Source organism: Peribacillus sp. NPDC096540 (assembly GCF_050278525.1).
In the GTDB taxonomy this organism is placed as follows: Bacteria; Bacillota; Bacilli; order Bacillales; family DSM-1321; genus Peribacillus.
Map to the genome: position 1 here is coordinate 155,399 of NZ_JBNNTG010000005.1, position 18,495 is coordinate 173,893.

Genomic DNA, 18,495 nt, shown 5'->3' on the forward strand with positions numbered 1-18,495 from the left:
TAGAGGTGAAGTGATGACTAAGGCCAAGGGGATAGTCTATTTTGTGGGGGCAGGTCCTGGTGATGAAGGTCTGATTACCGTCAAAGGGCAAAGAGCGATTGAAAAAGCGGATGTAATTTTATATGATCGGTTGCTCAATCCGAAGCTTTTGGAAGCCGCCCCTCCTCATTGTGAATTGATGTATTGTGGAAAGACGCCTTATACAAAGGGTATTAGGCAAGAGATAATCAATGAGCTGCTTGTTTCCAAAGCGCTGGCAGGACATAATGTCGTCCGTTTGAAAGGCGGCGATCCTGCCGTTTTCGGAAGAGTTGGGGAGGAAGCGGAATCGTTGAAAGAAATGGATATTCCATTTGAAATCATTCCAGGGGTTACCTCGAGCATTGCCGCTTCCATGTATGCAGGAGTCCCTGTCACGCATCGGGATTATGGACGTTCCTTTGCGATGGTGACAGGACATGAACGGACCATGCAGGAAATGGATTGGACAGGGCTTGTACATAGTGTAGATACCGTTGCATTTTATATGGGAGTAGCCAATCTTCCGTATATCTGTGAAAATTTGATCAGTCATGGAAAATCAAAGAACACGCCGGTTCTCGTCATTCAATGGGGCACCTATGGAAGACAGGAAACGGTGGAGGGGACCTTGGCCAATATAGTGAAAATGGTAAGTGAAAAGCCGCTTCAGAACCCGGCAATCACCGTGGTCGGTAATATCATTTTGCTAAGGAAAAGGCTGCAATGGTTTGAAAAGAAACCACTATACGGGCAACAGTTTTTAGTAGCCCGAACTGGAACGACAAAAAGTTCCTTGGCGGAGACCCTTTATGAACTTGGGGGCGATGTCATTGAGTTTCCTAAATGGATTAAGACAAAAGTAAAAGCTGAAAAAAGTCAGCTGCTATCTTTTCTCTTGTATGATCGGATGCTCTTTACCTCACCAGAAAGTGTTCATGGTTTTTTAGATTTACTCACAGAATATGCTATTGACTTCCGCCAAATGTTGGCCAAGCTTTATGTGGTATCGAGGAAATCGAAGAAAGTCTTACAAGAACGCGGGTTAATTGCAACTCTCAAATCAGAGATGATGGAAAAAGGAACTCTGTTGATTATAGGGGATCGGAAAAAGGAACACTTGGATCCAGATTATGTTGACGAGGACTATTTTCAATCAATCGAAAAATATGTGGATGAAAGATTTCTTGAAATTCTTCCGAGGATGCTAGAAGAAACTACAGTTGATACGGTTCTTTTTTCTAATCAGTATTCAGTGGATATACTGATGGAATATGGGGACAAGGCAGGCGTTGATGTTAATGGGCTGTTAACTAATGCTACCATCGGGGTAATCGGGAAAAGTACCGGCAGGAAACTTAAAGACTATGGGTTCACGCTGGATATGATGCCGCATGAACCGTCTGTCGAGCAATTGGTGGCTTTGCTTGTGAATAGGAATGTTTTTGGGCTCTGATACAGAGCCTTTTTTTCCATTTTTCACCCAAAAGAATGGTGATAAATGATATGCTTTTTCTTTGGGGGATTTGTTGTTGATAATTGTTCAAGTTTTGTTGGCGTTTAGTATAATAGCCCTATCATGTTAGAGTATGATAACTATGAATGTAGAAGACTCTCTATACTCCATGTTTTTATTAGGAGCACTTGTGTTGTTTTTGGGAATAGAAAAACTTCGGAAAGACCGAAAAGCATTTCGGGGGTATAGTATGATACTGGCCTCATTATTTTTATTTTTTGCTTTTATATAAGGTTTTTGTAAAGGTTGATCATATAATTTCAGGTGGTGACATTATGTTTAATATTGGCGATATATTATGGCAATTATTTTACCTCGTTCTTCTTGTACTTTTAGTCGTATTGGTTATGAAGACTTTCCGTTTCTTTATAAAACACATGACAAAAATGAATCATTTAGAAAATAAAGTAGATGAATTAAACGAACGATTAAAAAAGAAGGATGACTAACGGCTTTATACCTGAGTCGTTTTTCTATGTTTCTTTACGAGTCTTCTTGAATGCCATTCTGTTTGTAGGTTCGGAACTAGTCTTATGGAATATAGAAGGGGTGTGTTCTTCGTAAATAGAGTGTTAGTTAGCCTCGCAATAATCATATTTATATTGAATTTTTTCATATCACCTGTGTTTTTTGGTGAAGAACCGAGTTCCAATGGTACTTTTATCGGATTAATTTTATTATGCATTTGTCTTATTCGCCTTATTGATGAAGTAAAGAGAAAATAATAATAGAATAGCAGAACTGTGTTTATGCTCTTTAAAAAGCCTGAGGATGTTAAAGAAAAGTCTTTTATTCTTTCGCAGATTGGGTATTATATATAGGTAACTTTTCTAGGGAGGCGAATGAATTGAAACGCACATGGGAATTTGTATTAAGTATTATTGGCGTGAGTATCGCTGCGATTTCTTTAATCGTGATGATTTTAGCAGCGGTTTATATCAACAGTATTGATTTAACAGAAATAGTAGACTACTCATTAATGACAGAGTCAGAGTTTTCAACTTCTGATGTGGATATGTCAATCAAGTTTTTTATTGGCTTATTATGGGCTGGGATTATATCCTTGTTTATTGCATTGGCAGGTGGCCTGATTGCTATCTTTCTATTAAAAGGCGGCAAAGTGAAGGCAGCCGGAATCTTATTCATCATTACGGGCATTCTGACCATCTTTCATGTATGGCCCCTTATTTTCTTCATCGTGCCAGGTATCATGTGTCTGGTGCGGAAACCGAGGGAACCGGTAGAAGTGATTGAATAAAATAAAATTTACTCAAAGTGTCAAAGAATCCACAAGAGAGGAAAAAATTTTAACCTTATATATACATATTCTTGTGATTGGGAAGGGGCTGACTCGATAATTCGAGTCAGCTTCTTTTGTTCTGGATATTTTGCAACGACAAGTCTCTTCATTAGATAAAAATGGTTTTTATTTCAAAAAACCAAATTTATTCCAGCAAATACTAGTCTATCATGTTAGAATTATTATAAATTTAAATATAAATAGACTGGAGTTTGATTCATGAAGCTACCTTTAGTAAAGGCTGGAATAGTAACCTGTTTAACATTCAGTTTGTTCAATGGGCAGGCTTTTGCAGAGTCTGAATTAACCAATGCCTGCTCATCATTTGGTGAGATTCAACCGAATGTAAATCCTTCCTATCCGCAGATTAACTGCTTACTCACTAATGCAGCATTAAAAGCTGAAATCCCCCCTGAAGTCGTAAAAGCCGTGGCCACGCAGGAGAATGGGGATTGGCGGCAATTTAATGATGCTGGCAAACCTATTAAATCCGACGATGGTGGTATCGGTTTAATGCAGCTTACCGATAAACGTGGGTATGACCAGAAAAAGTTGGAAAATGATATAGTTTATAATATCGAGGCTGGCGTCGAGGTCCTGGGCAGTATGTATTCAAGAAAAGATTTGCCGAAAATCAAAGGCTTAGAGCGTAAGGTTATTGAAAATTGGTATTTCCCTGTCATGGCATACAATGGGACAAAGCCTGTGAACAGTCCTCTTTACCAAGAAACTGGGAAAGTGAATGCGAATGCATATCAAGAAGAAGTTTTTGCTGAGATAGAAAAACAAAGCTATTTGAATGATACAAAACTAGCAAAATATCCATTCAAAACATCCGACTTTCAATATGATCGTGATAGCACTGAAAATATAGTATTTAAAGAGTTAGGTTACATACTGACTGATCAAACACATGAATCTGCCTATTGGTTAAAAGCAGGCGACAAAGTGGTGACGACACTAGATGTGAGAATACGCAAAGAAGCAAATACTTCGTCAGGTTCCAATACCGTGTCAAAGGGTACAAACTTGGTCATCAGCGGGGATTTTGTCTATGACAGTTCTAATATAAATAAATTTGTCTGGTACCCCGTACAAACCGAAGATCAAAAGGTGAAGGGCTATGTTTCATCAGCTTACATTGCGAAGAAACAATCAAGTCCTGTTGTACCAATTAAGGATACGGTTAAACCTGTCATTTCAGGTGCAACCAATAAATCCATTCCGTTTAACTCAGCTTTTGACGCTAAATCAAGTGTAAAAGCCAAGGATGATTCAGATGGTGATTTAACAAGTGCCATACGTGTGGATGGTAAGGTGAATACCAAGAAAGTGGGCACTTATAATTTGATTTATACGGTAGCTGACAAGGCCGGGAATGTCGCAAAGGTTACAAGAAAAATAACCGTCTATGATCATGTTAAACCAGTGATTTCAGGTGCTGCGAATAAAACGATCAAACTTAATTCTTCGTTTAATCCGAAAACAAACGTGAGTGCAAAGGATAATGCTGACGGTAGTTTGACTAGTAAAATCAAAGTATCCGGTACGGTGAATACGAAGAAAAAGGGCACGTATACATTAAAGTATACGGTCACAGATCAATCGGAAAATGTTACGACAGTTACAAGAAAAATCACCATAGATAGCACTAAGCCAGTCATTTCCGGCGCCAAAAGTAAAACCATTGGCTATAACTCAGCTTTTAATCCTAAATCTGGAGTAACTGCGAAAGATAATTTAGATGGCAGTTTGACTAATAAAATCAAGGTAACGGGTACGGTAAATACCAAGAAAAAAGGAACGTATACATTAAAGTATACAGTCACAGATCAATCGAAAAATGTTACAACTGTTACGAGAAAGATCACCATAGATAGCACCAAGCCTGTCATTTCTGGAGCCAATAATAAAACCATTAGCTATAACTCAGAGTTTAACCCTAAATCAGGGGTAACGGCGAAAGATAATTTGGATGGCAGTCTAACAAGTAAGATCAAAATCACAGGGACTGTAGATACAAAGAAAAAAGGTACCTATACATTGACTTATACGGTTACGGATAAGTCTAAAAACAAGGCAGTAGTAAAAAGGAAAATCACAGTTAAATAGATAGAAAAAAGGGGTCCCGATTTTATTTAGGTTAGATAAGTGAAACAAATGTTATTAAAAGACCACACATATTAGATATGTGTGGTCTTAACTTTATATGTGGCTTTGAAATAAAGTTTAATCCAAAATATCTCTCAAACCTGTATTTATGGTAAATAATCAAAATAGATTTTTATCTAGCAGGCTTTGTTTTATAAAAAAGTTTAATCATTTTCGACCTGTGATGCTTCACAATCGCGTCCGATCGTTGAAGATCCTTGTTTAAACTTTATTCAAGATAAGCCCTTTTTAAACGATAGACTAGTTACAAAACTCCCTAATAATCTGCTTCTTTATTTCTTCTATCGGAAACTTCTGTGGATAGGTAGATATCATCAACATAATGCCTTGTAGCACAGATGAAAAATATAACGATCGTTTCCTTGGCTCCTTTTCTCCCATTCTTTTAAATATTTTACATTGTAACTCAAACTGTCTAGTGTTTTCCTCGATAAGGAGATGATTGTATTTAATCAACTCTTCATCAGCCTCTGGCTGAGTTTGCAAGTGCAGATAGAACCGATGGACTTCCGGGTTTTTGTGGATATTATCAATGGCGCCATTGACTATATATTTAAGCTGCTCACTAGGTGTCTCCAAGACGAATGCTTTTGCCATTACTTCAACCACTTCCCTGATTCTGGCCTCGACCATTTCAGAAAGCAGCTCTTCTTTTCCTTTGTAATAGTTATAGAGTAACCCTTTCGAAATGCCCGCTTGTTTGGCTATATCGCTTATAGAAGTAGCGTAATATCCCTGTTTCATAAATAACTCCATAGCTGCAGCGCGAATTTTTTCTTTGGATGCTTGGCGAATACGGTCATTCTCTTCGGGGGTACGTGGCATTTTATCTTCAGCCCTCCATAAAAGCAGTGATTTCTTGATATAAATCTTCAGAATGAGTAAGGGGCAGCATATGATCGGCATCCTCCATTTCGATGAAACGGATGTTTGAAATCTTACGGAAACAATCGGCAACTTGAAAATTATCTGCCAAGTCCTTTTTGCCGATAATAAATAAAGTTTCGGAATTCAATTCTCCTAATCGTTCCATTGCTGGCGGCTGAGGCCATTTCATGCAGAAATCAGCGGGCCACTTAAGCATGCGCCCGAAATGATGCCTGAGCATTTGAACAATGAGATCTTTGTGCGGACTATCGATAACGACTTGATATGTTGGTGAATGAAGGGCAAGCTCTAACATCTTATCTATATTGGGAGCGGTTTCCAAAATTTTGTTATGATATTGTTCAAACTCTTTTGAATAGGGAAAACCAGTCAAAGAAGGAGCAATTAATACAAGTTTTGATACTCTTTCAGGGTAATTAAGAGCGAAATCGGTTGCAATCTGTCCGCCCATGGAATGGCCTATAAATGTTGCCTGATTAAGCTCTAGGTAATCCATTAGTGCCAGTACATCTTCAACATAGTTTGCATGTTTTATAGGGGATGGTGATTTACCAGCGCCACGGCCATCAAAAGCAATCACTTTGTAATTCTTAGATAAAAGAGATACTAAAAATGTCCATTGCCTCAAATCAGCCCCACCACTATGAATAAGAACAACAGGATGACCATTGCCAGTGATCTCGAAATATAAATCCAATGCAATCCCTCCTAATTTAACTGAATTTTCAGTATTATTTTATTATTGAATGAACATTTAGTCAATAGAAAACGCAATTTAATTTTGAATGATCTAAGATATTATTTTTATTTCGCAAAATGCACTGATTGTTGAACAAGAAAAATCCTGCATTTCAAGCAGGGTTTCAGACTGTAGACAAACTCGATGAAAATCGAGTTTGCCTACAGTTTTTTTATGGCTTGTAAAATTTGAAAACGTTGATTGGAACGTAGGGCACTCGCTTTCCGCGGGCGGTCCGGGAAGCCTCCTCGGCGCCCTTTGCGCCTGTGGGGTCTCCCTTGGAGGCGCTTTTCCCGCAGGAGTCTCGCACCTTTCGTTCCAATCAACTTTGTTTTAACATTTAGGTTAGTAGAAAGTGATAAATGAATGAAATAATTGGTTGGCATTTATATTAGTAAATTTTGATTAAAATGTTATTATTGTAAATAGATGTAATGTTCAATGTGTCTGGAGGGAGATAATATAATGGGCAAAGAAGAGGGTCATGTAAATTGGATGGATCAGATATTTCGGGACTATGAAAAGGACGGCGGTCTGAAGAATAATGCTGGCTTCGGTAAACCGCTTCCGAAGTCAGCATTATCGGGAAATATGTATGATAATTTCTTAACGAAGGCCAAAGACGCCGGTTTCCTTCCGCTTTGGATTAAATGGCAAAAAGAAATCCGGGAAGAGCTATCTGACGTGGTTCGTTTGAAAAAAATGAATTCTTCTGAACCGGAATTAACCAAACGAATTGAAGATATCAATGAGAAAGTCCGTACATATAATGGTATTTGTCCGATACAAATGCAACGTCGGGAAATTGAGTGGGAAAGCATCGAAGTTCAGTATGAAAAATGGAAATGAATTACAAAATGAAAAATGTGGGTATTTGTATGACGTGATTTTGATGTGATTATGATATAATGGCATGAATAAAAAACAGAGAGAGGGACTTCGTTTGGAAAAAAGAAAAGAAATTTTTTCATGGATAAAAGCGATCGGGATTGCAGTCATTCTGGCCTTTCTAATTCGAACATATATTTTCGCACCTATTGTCGTGGATGGTGAGTCTATGATGCCAACTCTACAAGACCACGAACGAATTGTACTTTCCAAGTTTGGAACAAACATCGATAGTATTGACCGATTTGATATTGTTGTTTTTCATGCAACGGTAGATAAAGATTATATAAAACGGGTTATCGGGCTGCCAGGTGACCATATTGAATATAAAGATGATACGCTTTATATTAATGGAAAAGCCTATGAAGAACCCTATCTAGACAAATATAAGAATCAGATGGCAGGAGTGCCGCTGACCGATTCTTTCAAGCTCGAGGATTTAACAGGCAGCATGACAGTGCCAGATGGTCAGCTGTTCCTTATGGGGGACAATCGCCAAAATAGTTTGGATAGCCGTGAAATCGGCACAATTTCCGTCGACGAAATTGTCGGTAAAGCAAATCTAGTGTATTGGCCGATCAAGGAAATGAAAATTGTAAAATAAAATGAAGCGGACTCGATTGTCGAGTCCGCTTTATTGTTGGTAAAACTTATATGGATGAAGAGATGAACCGAATGTTCCCATTTTCATCTTGATGAATCTTTTTCCCAGGCTCTACTTCTATTGTTAATGGGTGGACTTCTGCAGCCCGGTCTGAAAAGAACCAGCGCCGTCCCGGTTTGCTTAATAAAATGAACACACCATTACTGCCCATGAAAGAAATGCCATCAGGATTCAAGGTGCCGTTATCTCGGGGGGAAATACCAAACTCGATTAGTTGCTGGCCGATTGCATCGATTTCGGAAGTTGTTAAATTGATCTCACCAATGTTTAATAAAGAATCCATTGAGAACGGAACTTCACTCTCAGGGGCAATTGAATGCCTGGCAATAAACTCTACAATATTGCCGGTCGGATCGGTGAAATATAGCGAGTGTGCATTGAGGTGGCTGAAGTACACTTCATCATCGCCATCTTCCGTATTTAAAGAAGTACGTGCTTTGATCCACTGCTTCGCTTCTTGAAAATGATTAGACGGGATATTGAAGGCAAAATGGTAAAAGGGTTTCCGTTCGTTTTTGGTTTCTGTAAAAACCAATTCGCTGGCCCCTGCTTTTATAGTAAAGCCATGATGACTCTCGTCTAGCAATTTGGCATTTAGTAATTCGACATAAAATTTCTTCATTTCAGCAATGTCACTCGCAATTAGGCTCACTTTTTTAATCAGCATATTTATCACCTTTCTACATTCAGTTTCTATCATTGTAATGTAAATCTTCCTTAATAAACCAATTGGGAGTTTGTTTATTTTCTTTTTTTTTTCTTTTTTTATTAAAACCAACTTGTATGGGTTAAATTAGGTTATCCTATAATAAAGAAGTAATCACGTTAACCAGGCCCGTATCAGAAATTGGATTACTTTATTAAAAGGGTGTCTGAGATGGAGTACTAGAGATGGAAATGGTAAAAGATTTAATAGCAAACTATGGTTATTTTGCAATATATGGACTGCTTGCCCTTGGAATTATTGGGTTGCCGGTACCTGATGAGTTTATGATGACGTTTGTCGGCTATTTGTCGTCCATTGCTGTTTTAAATGTCCAAGGGGCATTTCTCGTCAGTTTTCTTGGGTCGATTTCTGGAATGCTAGTCAGTTACTTTATTGGTAAAAAGGTAGGCAAGCCTTTTTTGAGAAAGCACGGAAAGTGGATTAAAATGACTCCTACAAGACTGGAAAGGCTGGAGAAATGGTTCAATAAATACGGTCCGTGGACCCTTATTATTGCTTATTTCATCCCAGGTGTTCGCCACTTCGCCAGTTATTTTTCTGGGATGAACGGGATGGGGAAACGAAAATATATTATTTTCGCAGGTGCAGGAGCTTTCAGCTGGTGTTTGGTATTTACAGCTTTTGGTTATTTTCTTGGTGTCTTAACATAACTTATTTGGGGGAGACCTGACTTCCTTAAGCGGGCCTGAGTTTTAAAATAATGAAACAGTAAAACCCCGTTTCTGTGTATCAGAAACGGGGTTGTCTATTGTTAATTATTGAGCAGAATATCCGCCGTCGATAACTAGCTCAGCACCAGTAACGTATGAAGCTTCATCGGATGCTAGGTAAAGCAATGCATTTGCAATATCAGCTGGTTGACCTAAACGTTGTAATGGAGTCGCTTTAACCATTTGGTTCACAAGCTCTTTTGACTCTTCTAATTTTTGTGTCATTGGTGTTTCGATAATACCAGGGAATACGGCATTAACATGGACGCCCATGCGGCCATATTGTGTTGCAGCAGCCTTAGAAATAGCACGAACGGCACCTTTTGAAGCAGAATAAGCGTTTAAACCCATTACGATTTGAGCAGTAAAGGAAAAAGATGGACTATATGTCTACTCATACGCAAGAGTTGTATTATCAACGAGCAATACAATAACTCTTTCACAAATCCGTTTTATTTTTCCTTTTACACATTGCCTGTTTCTTTTTGGCTAAAATGATGCTGTAAATCTGAAATATTGCTGGAAAGTTGATATATTTAAATAGGCTTCCGACTCCCTGGTTCAAAAAAACAAAACATGCAGTTTTCTTTGAAAGCGTTGTCAATCTTTTAATATTCAAATATTGATCGTAGATTGTCAATATCTAAAAATAGCTTAACTGTTCTATTTGATAATACTCACCAGTGACGTGTATATCCTTTATCATGGTCCTCGAAAACACTATATATTTCCTGGTAACTTTTGTTGATGAGTACCATATGTTCAATTCTAGTGATTAAAATCGAATACTGCAAATTTTTTATACTTTTGATACAAAAAATTATAACTCGATTCCATTTCTTGCTTTTCAGGTGTTTGTGAAGTCTTTTATGTAAAAAGGAGGTCATCTATTTAATGAATCACAGAGTGTATCTATCCTTGGCCATTCCACTTACGATTTCGACGATGAGTACGCCATTGCTTGGGGCGGTTGATACGGCTGTGGTTGGAAAGTTGAGTGATCCTGCTTATATCGGTGGGGTGGCTGTTGGAACCATTATTTTTAATACGATGTATTGGCTATTTGGTTTTCTGCGAGTTAGTACATCTGCCTTCGCTGCACAAGCAGAGGGGGCTAGGAATGAGACACAAAGCCTGCTGGCATTGGTTCGGCCTTTTATTATAGCGGCAATTATCGGTCTTCTTTTTATCGTAATTCAGAAGCCCATTTTAAATGTTTCCTTAGCTGCAATCACGCCGGAGTCGGACGTTTCCGCCTTTGCATCTGATTATTTCAGGATTAGGATCTGGGGTGCACCTTTTGCGTTATTGAACTATGTCATTCTAGGCTGGTTAATCGGCAAATCCCGCATTAAAACGTCTCTGTTCATTCAAGTTTTCATGAACATGGTCAATATTGTCCTGTGCCTTATTTTTGTAAATGGGTTTTCCTGGTCTGTATCAGGAGTCGCGACGGCTTCATTGATTTCAGAGATTGCAGCTTTCTTCGTTGGTTTGTGGGTGATCAGGAAGGTAGTTTCCATACCGGATACCTTTTCTTTACGGGAGGGATTCGATTATTCTTCTTTGAAAAAAATGATGGTGGTGAATAGGGATTTATTTATCAGGACAATTTGTTTGATTACGGTTTTTAATCTTTTCACGGCCAAAGGAGCCACTTTTGGAACAGAAACACTAGCAGCCAATGCTGTACTCATTCAAATTCACTATCTGATGGCATATTGCTTTGATGGTTTTGCGAATGCATCGAGTCTACTGATAGGAAAAGCCATTGGTTCTAGAGATGCACATCTTTATAAAAAAACGCTAGCTCTTTCGGCGCAATGGGGCCTGTATGCCTCTGTCATACTTGCTGTTTTATACTATTTATTTAGCGATAAAATAATTCTGCTCTTCACGAATATCCCAGGAGTCATTGAACTGGCCCATGTATACGGACTTTGGATAGTCATATTCCCATTCACAGCCTTTATCGGACTCATTTTCTATGGAGTGTTTACGGGTGCTACTGAAGCTGTTCCTGTACGAAACTCCATGCTTCTTGCGCTGCTGGCCTTTCTGTTTGTCCAGTTTGTAGCCGTCCCGCAACATGGCAATCATGGATTATGGCTTGCCTTTCTTGTATTCAGTTTAGGTCGTTCTTTATTTTTAGCATTATACATCCCGAGGCTAAACAGAAAAATAATGATTTTAATGGACGAAGACAGTTTAGTGAAGACACCTTCTTTTAATTGAGAGAGGGTGTTTTTTAGGTGCAACCGTGTTTTGGTCAATAGTTTGACATTAGTGATAAAACGGGAATACTTAAAAAAGGTATTAACACTTGGCGAATCAGATAATAAAAGTGATAAAATAAAAAATAAATATATAAGAGGAGTTGTCGTATTTTGAGTGAAATGAATTGGCGCGAAGAAGTTGAGAAACGGAAAATGGAGATACTACTGGATACGCAAAACTTATTAAAAATAAAAAGCGTACTGGACGAAGAACATCCGACAAAGGAGGCTCCATTTGGTAAAGGTGTAAAGGAAGCGCTTGATTACATGCTTCAGTTAGCCGAAAAAGACGGTTTTACTGTGAAGAATGTCGATAATGTCGCCGGCCATATTGAAATGGGAGAAGGCGAGGAGTTGATCGGTATTTTATGCCATGTCGATGTTGTTCCTGAAGGAGATGGCTGGAGTTCGGATCCGTTTGGTGCTGAAATTCGCAATGGTCGTATTTATGCTCGTGGGGCAATCGATGATAAAGGGCCGACGATGGCTGCCTATCATGCGATGAAGCTTGTCAGGGAGCTTGGGAAGCCTTTGAACAAACGTGTGCGGATGATTATTGGAACGGATGAGGAATCAAATTGGCGCTGTGTTGACCGTTATTTTGAAGTGGAAGAAATGCCATCAATGGGATTTGCGCCAGATGCCGACTTTCCAATCATCAGTGCGGAAAAAGGAATCTGGGATTTCTCAGTTATACATCCCGTCGATGCAGGCAATGGAACGAACTCTGAAGTGAATGTTTTGGAATTTTCATCAGGCCGAAGAACGAATATGGTACCAGATTTTGCGACGGCCATAGTGGAAGCTGCAAATCCCGCTGAAGTTGTGACCAACTATCAGAACTATCTGCGAAAATATTCGTTGAAGGGTCAAGCTATTCCACAAAAAAATCAAGTTCTTCTAGAACTGAACGGGGTTTCAGCTCATGCAATGGAACCGAAAAATGGAGTCAATGCAGGTATGCATCTGGGTGTATTTTTAGCAGACCTAACACTTGATCCGCATGCGAAATCCTACTTTACTTTCATTAAGGATTACTTGTTTGAAGATTCCCGTGGAAATAATTTAGGTGTGGCTTACAAAGATGAGCAAACAGGAGAATTGACGGTTAATGCCGGAGTATTCAACTATTCCAAGCAGGGTGACAGCTCCATTGGCTTCAGTATGCGCTACCCGGTAACGTTTGAGTGGGAACAGCAAAAAGCGGCATTAGAAGAAAGACTTGCAGCATATAATTTGCATGTGAAGACTAATTCGCATTCAACGCCTCACTATGTGAACAGCGAAAGCTTCCTGATTAAGACGCTGCAGCAAGTGTATGAAGCAGAGACAGGTGATAAAGCAGAACTCCTTTCGATTGGCGGCGGTACTTATGCCCGTTCATTGAAGGAAGGCGTCGCATTCGGCCCGCTATTCCCAGGCAGTGAAGATATTGCGCATCAAAAGGATGAATACATTGTTATTGAAGATATGCTTAAGGCAGCGGCGATTTATGCCCGTGCCATTTATGAATTAGCTAAATAAGAGGCTGAGAGGGAGAAAGAAAGACATGGGAAAAATCATATATAACGGCGAACTTAAAACAAGGTCTGACGTAAAGGTTGATATTGAGGACCGAGGATATCAATTTGGTGACGGCATATATGAAGTCATCCGGGTTTATAATGGCGAATTATTTGCGAGCAACATGCATGTAAACCGTCTAATGGACAGTGCAAAATTTATTCAGCTGAAGGTTCCATTTACTGTAGCGGAAATCGAGGCACAAATTAAAGAACTGGTCTCTGAAGATAAACTGAGGTACGGGATTGTCTACATGCAATTGACGAGGGGAGTGAGCTCGCGCACTCACGCTTTTCCAATAAAAGAGGTGGAGCCGGCCTTTGTGGCCTATACAAAAGAAATGCCCTATACAGGAAAAGTTAAGCCTGGGGTCAAGGCTGTTACGACCGACGACATCCGCTGGTTGCGCTGTAATATTAAAAGCTTGAATCTACTAGGAAACATATTGGCTAAGCAACAAGCGGTGGAAGCTAGCTGTGAAGAAGCAATTCAGCATCGTGATGGGACGGTGACGGAAGGAAGTTCATCTAATGTTGCTATCGTGGTGAATGGGACATTGAAAACGCATCCGGCCACTAACTTGATTCTGAACGGAATTACCCGTCAGGTGATGCTAAAACTATGCGCCGATAATGGTATTCCCTACGTCGAAGAAGCATTCACAGTCGGAGAAATGATGGCAGCTGATGAGGTCCTTTACACGAGTACAAGTGTAGAAGTGACACCTATTATAAACATCGATGGGCAATCGATTGCTAATGGAGAACCAGGACCGATTACCAAAAGCCTGCAAAAACTGTTTTCTGAAGAAATTGAGAGACAATGTGGTGCCGTTTAAAGTGAAATAATTAATGCCCCCTCTGCCCCGTGGCAAGGGGGTTACATTTCATGTCTTTATATCCTCATTTCCCCCCCTATTTAATTGATGCGCGTGCCTATCGTGATGGACGTGAAAGAACTCGTTTTAAAATATTAAAATTTAAGAGTTTAGATTATTGGACACTAAGTTTTTTATTGTTAGTTTTAATAGGCCTTTTATTTTTGAAGGTTGGAGGAGAATTGTTATGAAACCTTGTTCTAATAAGAGTTAATTCATTATTTACTTTCTTTCTTACTTATTCTTTATTCAGGGTTGCGTTCAATAAGGTCGAATTAAATTTGACATACCTTTTTACTTTTATTAAAAGCGGAAACGTAATTAATATACAGCTTTACAACAAAAGGTATAGCTCTCCGACGATTTCCCCGATTTTCCATTGTTAAAGACACTTGCTCAGCTCTTGAAAGACAAATTTATTTGGGCTTGAGGAACTGGGTCTACACTATCCCCCTTTGAGACTGGAAACACCGAGAGGTTATCAGTTTTTTGTTTTAGCCACCCAAAAATGAAGATTACATGTAATCGGGAAATGAGTAAGTTTAGATGACAATGTTCACTAAGGCGTTTTTTATTATTCTCGCTCGATTAGCTCTGTTCTTCAACTTTTACCGCTAAACTATTTTCAATATTATCAGTTTGTTCCTTTTGACATTTTAAAGATCTAGGAATATACTTTCATATAACTTAAAAAGTTTACCTATCGCAACATTTTGAGTTGCATGTAAAAAGGGGTTGAATTAAATATGTCTGATTACATTGAAATACATCAATCTTCTTCTAACGGAATAAAAAAACTGCTTCCTTATCTAGGTCCAGCATTTATAGCCGCTGTTGCCTATATTGATCCAGGGAATTATGCTACAAATATTACGGCAGGATCTAAATATGGCTATTCGTTATTATGGGTTATCTTTGCCTCTAATTTAATGGCTGTTCTAATCCAGTCATTGTCTGCTAAATTAGGAATTGCCACTGGGAAAAATCTTCCTGAGCTATGTAGGGAGAGATTTTCAAAAAAGACATCTTTTTTATTATGGTTGCAGGCTGAAGCGGTTATCATGGCAACCGATTTAGCTGAATTTATAGGAGCGGCACTCGGAATCTATTTGCTTTTTGATCTGCCGCTTATCACATCTGCCATTATTGCGGCGATTGCCTCTTTTGCCATATTGGAAATCCAGCGTAGAGGGTATCGGACATTCGAGGCCTTGATCACAGTCATGATTTTTGTTGTAGTTATTGCATTTGGGGCTCAAGTTTTTTATGCAAAACCTGATACTTCTGCCGTTGTTTTGGGACTTTTTACTCCAAAATTCGAGGGGGTAGATAGTATATTACTATCTGCGGGTATGCTTGGAGCGACCGTCATGCCACATGCGATATACCTTCATTCTTCTTTAACGCAGAAAAGAATTGTCGGTAAAAACGATTTAGAACGAAAAAAGATTTTTCGATTTGAGTTAATTGATATAATTATAGCCATGCTTATTGCAGGTGCAATCAATGCCGCCATGGTAATTGTTTCAGCAGCTTTGTTTCATAAAAGTGGAATACTTGTTGAGGATTTAGATGTTGCATATCAACAATTTGGTGCCATGCTTGGACCTTCTGTCGCGTTGTTTTTTGGGATAGGACTATTGTTTGCAGGATTATCAAGTTCTGCCGTTGGTGTGATGACAGGTGATGTAGTCATGCAGGGCTTTATTAAAAGGCATATACCGATTTATTTGAGAAGAGTCATTACGACAGTCCCTCCTTTAGCCATTATACTGTGGGGAGTAAACCCATCTAAAGCACTTGTGATGAGTCAAGTGGTTCTCTCATTTGGAATCGCGTTTGCTTTAATTCCGTTAATCATGTTTACGAGCAATAAAAAAGTTATGGGCAATCTAGTCAACCATAAAGTCACCTCCAGCATAGCCTGGCTTATCGCTGTACTTATTATCGGGCTGAATTTGTTCCTCCTTTACGAAACAATTTTCAGCTAAAGAGTAGGGAATATTATGTTTGGAGAGTGGAACGTGGATTTTATGGAGCAGTATAGTCCTCCACAGTCATATTCCCATAGCATTAATTAGAATGAAAAAGAAAAGTTGAAGGACCAGGTGCTGGTCCTTTCAGACTGTAGACAAACTCGATGAAAATCGAGTTTGTCTACAGTTTTTTTGAGAGTTTAAAAATTCGAACGTTGATTGGAACGTAGGGAACTCGCTTTCCGCGGGCGGTCCGGGAGCCTCCTCGGCGCCTTTGCGCCTGTGGGGTCTCCCTTGGACGCGCTTTTCCCGCAGGAGTCTCGCACCATCCGTTCCAATCAACTTTGTTTTAACAATTAGATATAACCGCTTTTGCCTACAGTCTTTTTTGTTTTAAAATAGGAGTATTAAAACTTGAGGTGATGACGATACTTACTTTCGCTGCCATGAATTTAAAGAAGATGGCCAATTGGACATGGCAAGGTCCAAGAATGGCTTAATATAGTGGGCTCGTAGAGGCCCAATCTCTTAATCTTGAGTAAAATTCAAAGGGAATTTCAAAAGGAGTCCGGAATTAAAACATACAAACTGGAAGGACCAGGTACTGGTCCTTTTCTCTTGCTTTTATTGATTATTCGACCTTGCCTATAATTAATTCGACCTTCACGTAGAATAATCCGTCCTTGGCTCCGATTAATTCGACCTTCAGGTAGGATAATCCGTCCTCCGATTAATCCCTGATAATACCGTGACTTGTCCCGATCAAAACTTCCTTTTCCTTTTGATTGCGGTAAACGAATTTGAGGGCAATTTTTTTGAAACCTTCCTTCTGTTCCACTTCTGTCAAAATTAGCTCACATGTAATGGTGTCACCTGTAAAAACGGGACGAATGAATTCATTGACCATTTCACGGGCGATGTAATTCAAATCGCCCCCAATTTTAGTCCCTATGCTAGCTGTTAATAATCCATGTACCATTAATCGCCCTTTTTCATCGCGTTCCATATGATGCCTGCCTTGGTCTCCGGAAAGTTCAGCGAATTGTAACGTTTCCTCTTCAGTAAAGGCTCGTTCCCACGTATATACATCCCCAGGTTTAAGCATTAAGTTCTTCCTCCCTAAATATCTAGATTTCCAATGTCTAACCATATAAAATATAACACGATTAAATAATAAATGAATAACCATTCATAAAAAAATACATGCGTTTATTCAAACGTTATACGAAAAATTCGGTGATAGTCAGGAATTTTAGTTAAGGTATACAAAAGTCCTTCGTAAATTTACCTATTATGTTTATGGCATTGGGGGATTACTCATGATTATAGGATGGATATCGGCAAGTAAGTCAATTTCATTATTCTGCTTGGTGAAGAATACCGTCACTGCTTAGACGGCAACCAGAGTGCAGGTATGTATTTAGAAAAGACAAGTTAGTTGTAGACACCGAACCAGCGATAACGAGATGGCATAAAGAATTGCTGTAAAGGGAAGACTGGGAACTTCAGATTTTTTTTCACTTAAAGGAAATCTCTAAGAGTAAGTTAAAGGAAGGTATTCCCAATTGGGATTATGGTAAAATTATATGGAGAACAGGAAGGAATGATAGTGACGAATGAATACTCATTTTTTCTTTGCTTTGGTGTTACCTGATGATATAAAGACTTTTTTAAATGATGCGACAGAACAAATCAAATCGGAGTTTCCATTTAAGAAATGGCTGCATCAAGCCGATTATCATATTACGATGGCGTTTTTAGGGAATGCTCCTGATTCAATGAAAAAGGATGCCCTAGGGCGAGTGAAAAGCGAGCTTGCAAATGAGACCATGTTTGACCTGGAACTCGGGGATATTGGGGTTTTTGGCAAAAATGAGAGCCCAAGAATTCTTTGGGCAGGTGTCAAACAGCAAGACAGACTTTTTACCATTCAAAGAAAAATCTACGAATCGTGTGTGCAGACAGGCTTTGAACTGGATAAAAAGCCGTTTAAGCCGCATATAACGCTGGCAAGAAAATTCGAGGGTGAGAGTCTCTTTTCGATAGAAAGGGTCCGGCAGATAGCAAATTTGGAGTCGAAGCATTTTGAAGCAGCTCAGATTGCGCTTTATCAAACACATCTTGGGGTTTCCCCTTCATACGAACAGATTTTTACGATAAACCTTCAATAATTGAGGAAGA

At 39.1% G+C, this 18,495-nt stretch carries 18 protein-coding genes and 1 pseudogene; 14 read left to right on the top strand and 5 right to left on the bottom strand.

Annotated elements, in window-relative coordinates; translation table 11 throughout:
- The first annotated feature begins 13 nt into the window (after positions 1-13).
- The 5 genes from cobA (at position 14) to ACQKMR_RS07550 (ending at position 4,946) form a co-directional block, all read left to right on the top strand.
- The gene (gene cobA, locus ACQKMR_RS07530; RefSeq protein WP_427696728.1) at positions 14-1,474 is read left to right on the top strand and encodes a uroporphyrinogen-III C-methyltransferase; all 1,461 of its coding nucleotides are present in this window, start codon (positions 14-16) and stop codon (positions 1,472-1,474) included.
- Positions 1,475-1,643: 169 nt separating this feature from the next.
- Complete coding sequence (locus ACQKMR_RS07535) at positions 1,644-1,766, top strand: DUF3953 domain-containing protein (RefSeq protein WP_427696810.1); 123 nt, start codon at positions 1,644-1,646, stop codon at positions 1,764-1,766.
- Between the two features lie 43 nt (positions 1,767-1,809).
- Complete coding sequence (locus ACQKMR_RS07540; RefSeq protein ID WP_427696729.1) at positions 1,810-1,983, top strand: hypothetical protein; 174 nt, start codon at positions 1,810-1,812, stop codon at positions 1,981-1,983.
- A 398-nt stretch (positions 1,984-2,381) separates the two neighbouring features.
- Positions 2,382-2,792: a DUF4064 domain-containing protein gene (locus ACQKMR_RS07545; RefSeq protein WP_427696730.1), complete on the top strand. Its 411-nt coding sequence runs from the start codon at positions 2,382-2,384 to the stop codon at positions 2,790-2,792.
- Between the two features lie 261 nt (positions 2,793-3,053).
- Positions 3,054-4,946, top strand: coding sequence for an immunoglobulin-like domain-containing protein (locus ACQKMR_RS07550; RefSeq protein ID WP_427696731.1), 1,893 nt, complete (start codon positions 3,054-3,056; stop codon positions 4,944-4,946).
- 300 nt (positions 4,947-5,246) lie between these two features.
- Here the strand turns inward: ACQKMR_RS07550 and ACQKMR_RS07555 are convergent, their stop codons facing one another.
- Positions 5,247-5,831 carry a TetR/AcrR family transcriptional regulator gene (locus ACQKMR_RS07555; protein WP_427696732.1) on the bottom strand — a complete coding sequence of 195 codons (585 nt, stop codon included), beginning with the start codon at positions 5,829-5,831 and terminating at the stop codon, positions 5,247-5,249.
- Between the two features lie 7 nt (positions 5,832-5,838).
- Positions 5,839-6,591, bottom strand: coding sequence for an alpha/beta fold hydrolase (locus tag ACQKMR_RS07560; protein WP_427696733.1), 753 nt, complete (start codon positions 6,589-6,591; stop codon positions 5,839-5,841).
- 507 nt (positions 6,592-7,098) lie between these two features.
- On the opposite strand from ACQKMR_RS07560, the gene ACQKMR_RS07565 reads away from it, so the two are divergent.
- Together ACQKMR_RS07565 and lepB are read left to right on the top strand one after the other, a co-directional pair.
- Complete coding sequence (locus ACQKMR_RS07565; protein ID WP_427696734.1) at positions 7,099-7,482, top strand: DnaJ family domain-containing protein; 384 nt, start codon at positions 7,099-7,101, stop codon at positions 7,480-7,482.
- 64 nt (positions 7,483-7,546) lie between these two features.
- A complete protein-coding gene (lepB, locus tag ACQKMR_RS07570) occupies positions 7,547-8,125 on the top strand; it encodes a signal peptidase I (protein WP_427696735.1) in 579 nt (192 codons plus the stop codon).
- Positions 8,126-8,171: 46 nt separating this feature from the next.
- Here lepB and ACQKMR_RS07575 read toward each other — a convergent pair whose 3' ends face one another.
- The gene (locus ACQKMR_RS07575) at positions 8,172-8,885 is read right to left on the bottom strand and encodes a VOC family protein (protein WP_427696736.1); all 714 of its coding nucleotides are present in this window, start codon (positions 8,883-8,885) and stop codon (positions 8,172-8,174) included.
- A gap of 191 nt (positions 8,886-9,076) precedes the next feature.
- Here ACQKMR_RS07575 and ACQKMR_RS07580 point away from each other — a divergent pair, with 191 nt between their 5' ends.
- Complete coding sequence (locus ACQKMR_RS07580) at positions 9,077-9,562, top strand: DedA family protein (protein ID WP_427696737.1); 486 nt, start codon at positions 9,077-9,079, stop codon at positions 9,560-9,562.
- A gap of 105 nt (positions 9,563-9,667) precedes the next feature.
- On the opposite strand, the pseudogene ACQKMR_RS07585 reads toward ACQKMR_RS07580, so the two are convergent.
- Positions 9,668-9,994: pseudogene (locus ACQKMR_RS07585) on the bottom strand (SDR family oxidoreductase); the annotation flags it as partial.
- Between the two features lie 522 nt (positions 9,995-10,516).
- On the opposite strand from ACQKMR_RS07585, the gene ACQKMR_RS07590 reads away from it, so the two are divergent.
- From ACQKMR_RS07590 to ACQKMR_RS07610, 5 genes are all read left to right on the top strand, one after another.
- Positions 10,517-11,857, top strand: coding sequence for an MATE family efflux transporter (locus ACQKMR_RS07590; RefSeq protein WP_427696738.1), 1,341 nt, complete (start codon positions 10,517-10,519; stop codon positions 11,855-11,857).
- A 152-nt stretch (positions 11,858-12,009) separates the two neighbouring features.
- On the top strand, positions 12,010-13,422 hold the full coding sequence (gene pepV, locus ACQKMR_RS07595) for a dipeptidase PepV (RefSeq protein WP_427696739.1): 1,413 nt from the start codon (positions 12,010-12,012) through the stop codon (positions 13,420-13,422).
- A gap of 25 nt (positions 13,423-13,447) precedes the next feature.
- A complete protein-coding gene (dat, locus tag ACQKMR_RS07600; RefSeq protein ID WP_427696740.1) occupies positions 13,448-14,299 on the top strand; it encodes a D-amino-acid transaminase in 852 nt (283 codons plus the stop codon).
- A 50-nt stretch (positions 14,300-14,349) separates the two neighbouring features.
- Positions 14,350-14,529: a hypothetical protein gene (locus tag ACQKMR_RS07605; protein ID WP_427696741.1), complete on the top strand. Its 180-nt coding sequence runs from the start codon at positions 14,350-14,352 to the stop codon at positions 14,527-14,529.
- A gap of 555 nt (positions 14,530-15,084) precedes the next feature.
- Positions 15,085-16,329 carry an Nramp family divalent metal transporter gene (locus ACQKMR_RS07610; RefSeq protein ID WP_427696742.1) on the top strand — a complete coding sequence of 415 codons (1,245 nt, stop codon included), beginning with the start codon at positions 15,085-15,087 and terminating at the stop codon, positions 16,327-16,329.
- Between the two features lie 715 nt (positions 16,330-17,044).
- Here the strand turns inward: ACQKMR_RS07610 and ACQKMR_RS07615 are convergent.
- Positions 17,045-17,419, bottom strand: coding sequence for an enoyl-CoA hydratase (locus ACQKMR_RS07615; protein WP_427696743.1), 375 nt, complete (start codon positions 17,417-17,419; stop codon positions 17,045-17,047).
- 511 nt (positions 17,420-17,930) lie between these two features.
- Here ACQKMR_RS07615 and thpR point away from each other — a divergent pair.
- Positions 17,931-18,485, top strand: coding sequence for an RNA 2',3'-cyclic phosphodiesterase (gene thpR / locus ACQKMR_RS07620; protein WP_427696744.1), 555 nt, complete (start codon positions 17,931-17,933; stop codon positions 18,483-18,485).
- Positions 18,486-18,495: the final 10 nt, after the last annotated feature.

Coding starts and splice junctions, on each gene's coding strand:
- cobA (WP_427696728.1), top strand. CDS start 14: ATGACTAAGGCCAAGGGGATAGTCTATTTTGTGGGGGCAGGTCCTGGT.
- ACQKMR_RS07535 (WP_427696810.1), top strand. CDS start 1,644: ATGTTTTTATTAGGAGCACTTGTGTTGTTTTTGGGAATAGAAAAACTT.
- ACQKMR_RS07540 (WP_427696729.1), top strand. CDS start 1,810: ATGTTTAATATTGGCGATATATTATGGCAATTATTTTACCTCGTTCTT.
- ACQKMR_RS07550 (WP_427696731.1), top strand. CDS start 3,054: ATGAAGCTACCTTTAGTAAAGGCTGGAATAGTAACCTGTTTAACATTC.
- ACQKMR_RS07555 (WP_427696732.1), bottom strand. CDS start 5,831: ATGCCACGTACCCCCGAAGAGAATGACCGTATTCGCCAAGCATCCAAA.
- ACQKMR_RS07565 (WP_427696734.1), top strand. CDS start 7,099: ATGGGCAAAGAAGAGGGTCATGTAAATTGGATGGATCAGATATTTCGG.
- lepB (WP_427696735.1), top strand. CDS start 7,547: ATGAATAAAAAACAGAGAGAGGGACTTCGTTTGGAAAAAAGAAAAGAA.
- ACQKMR_RS07575 (WP_427696736.1), bottom strand. CDS start 8,885: ATGATAGAAACTGAATGTAGAAAGGTGATAAATATGCTGATTAAAAAA.
- ACQKMR_RS07580 (WP_427696737.1), top strand. CDS start 9,077: ATGGAAATGGTAAAAGATTTAATAGCAAACTATGGTTATTTTGCAATA.
- ACQKMR_RS07590 (WP_427696738.1), top strand. CDS start 10,517: ATGAATCACAGAGTGTATCTATCCTTGGCCATTCCACTTACGATTTCG.
- dat (WP_427696740.1), top strand. CDS start 13,448: ATGGGAAAAATCATATATAACGGCGAACTTAAAACAAGGTCTGACGTA.
- ACQKMR_RS07605 (WP_427696741.1), top strand. CDS start 14,350: ATGTCTTTATATCCTCATTTCCCCCCCTATTTAATTGATGCGCGTGCC.
- ACQKMR_RS07610 (WP_427696742.1), top strand. CDS start 15,085: ATGTCTGATTACATTGAAATACATCAATCTTCTTCTAACGGAATAAAA.
- ACQKMR_RS07615 (WP_427696743.1), bottom strand. CDS start 17,419: ATGCTTAAACCTGGGGATGTATATACGTGGGAACGAGCCTTTACTGAA.
- thpR (WP_427696744.1), top strand. CDS start 17,931: ATGAATACTCATTTTTTCTTTGCTTTGGTGTTACCTGATGATATAAAG.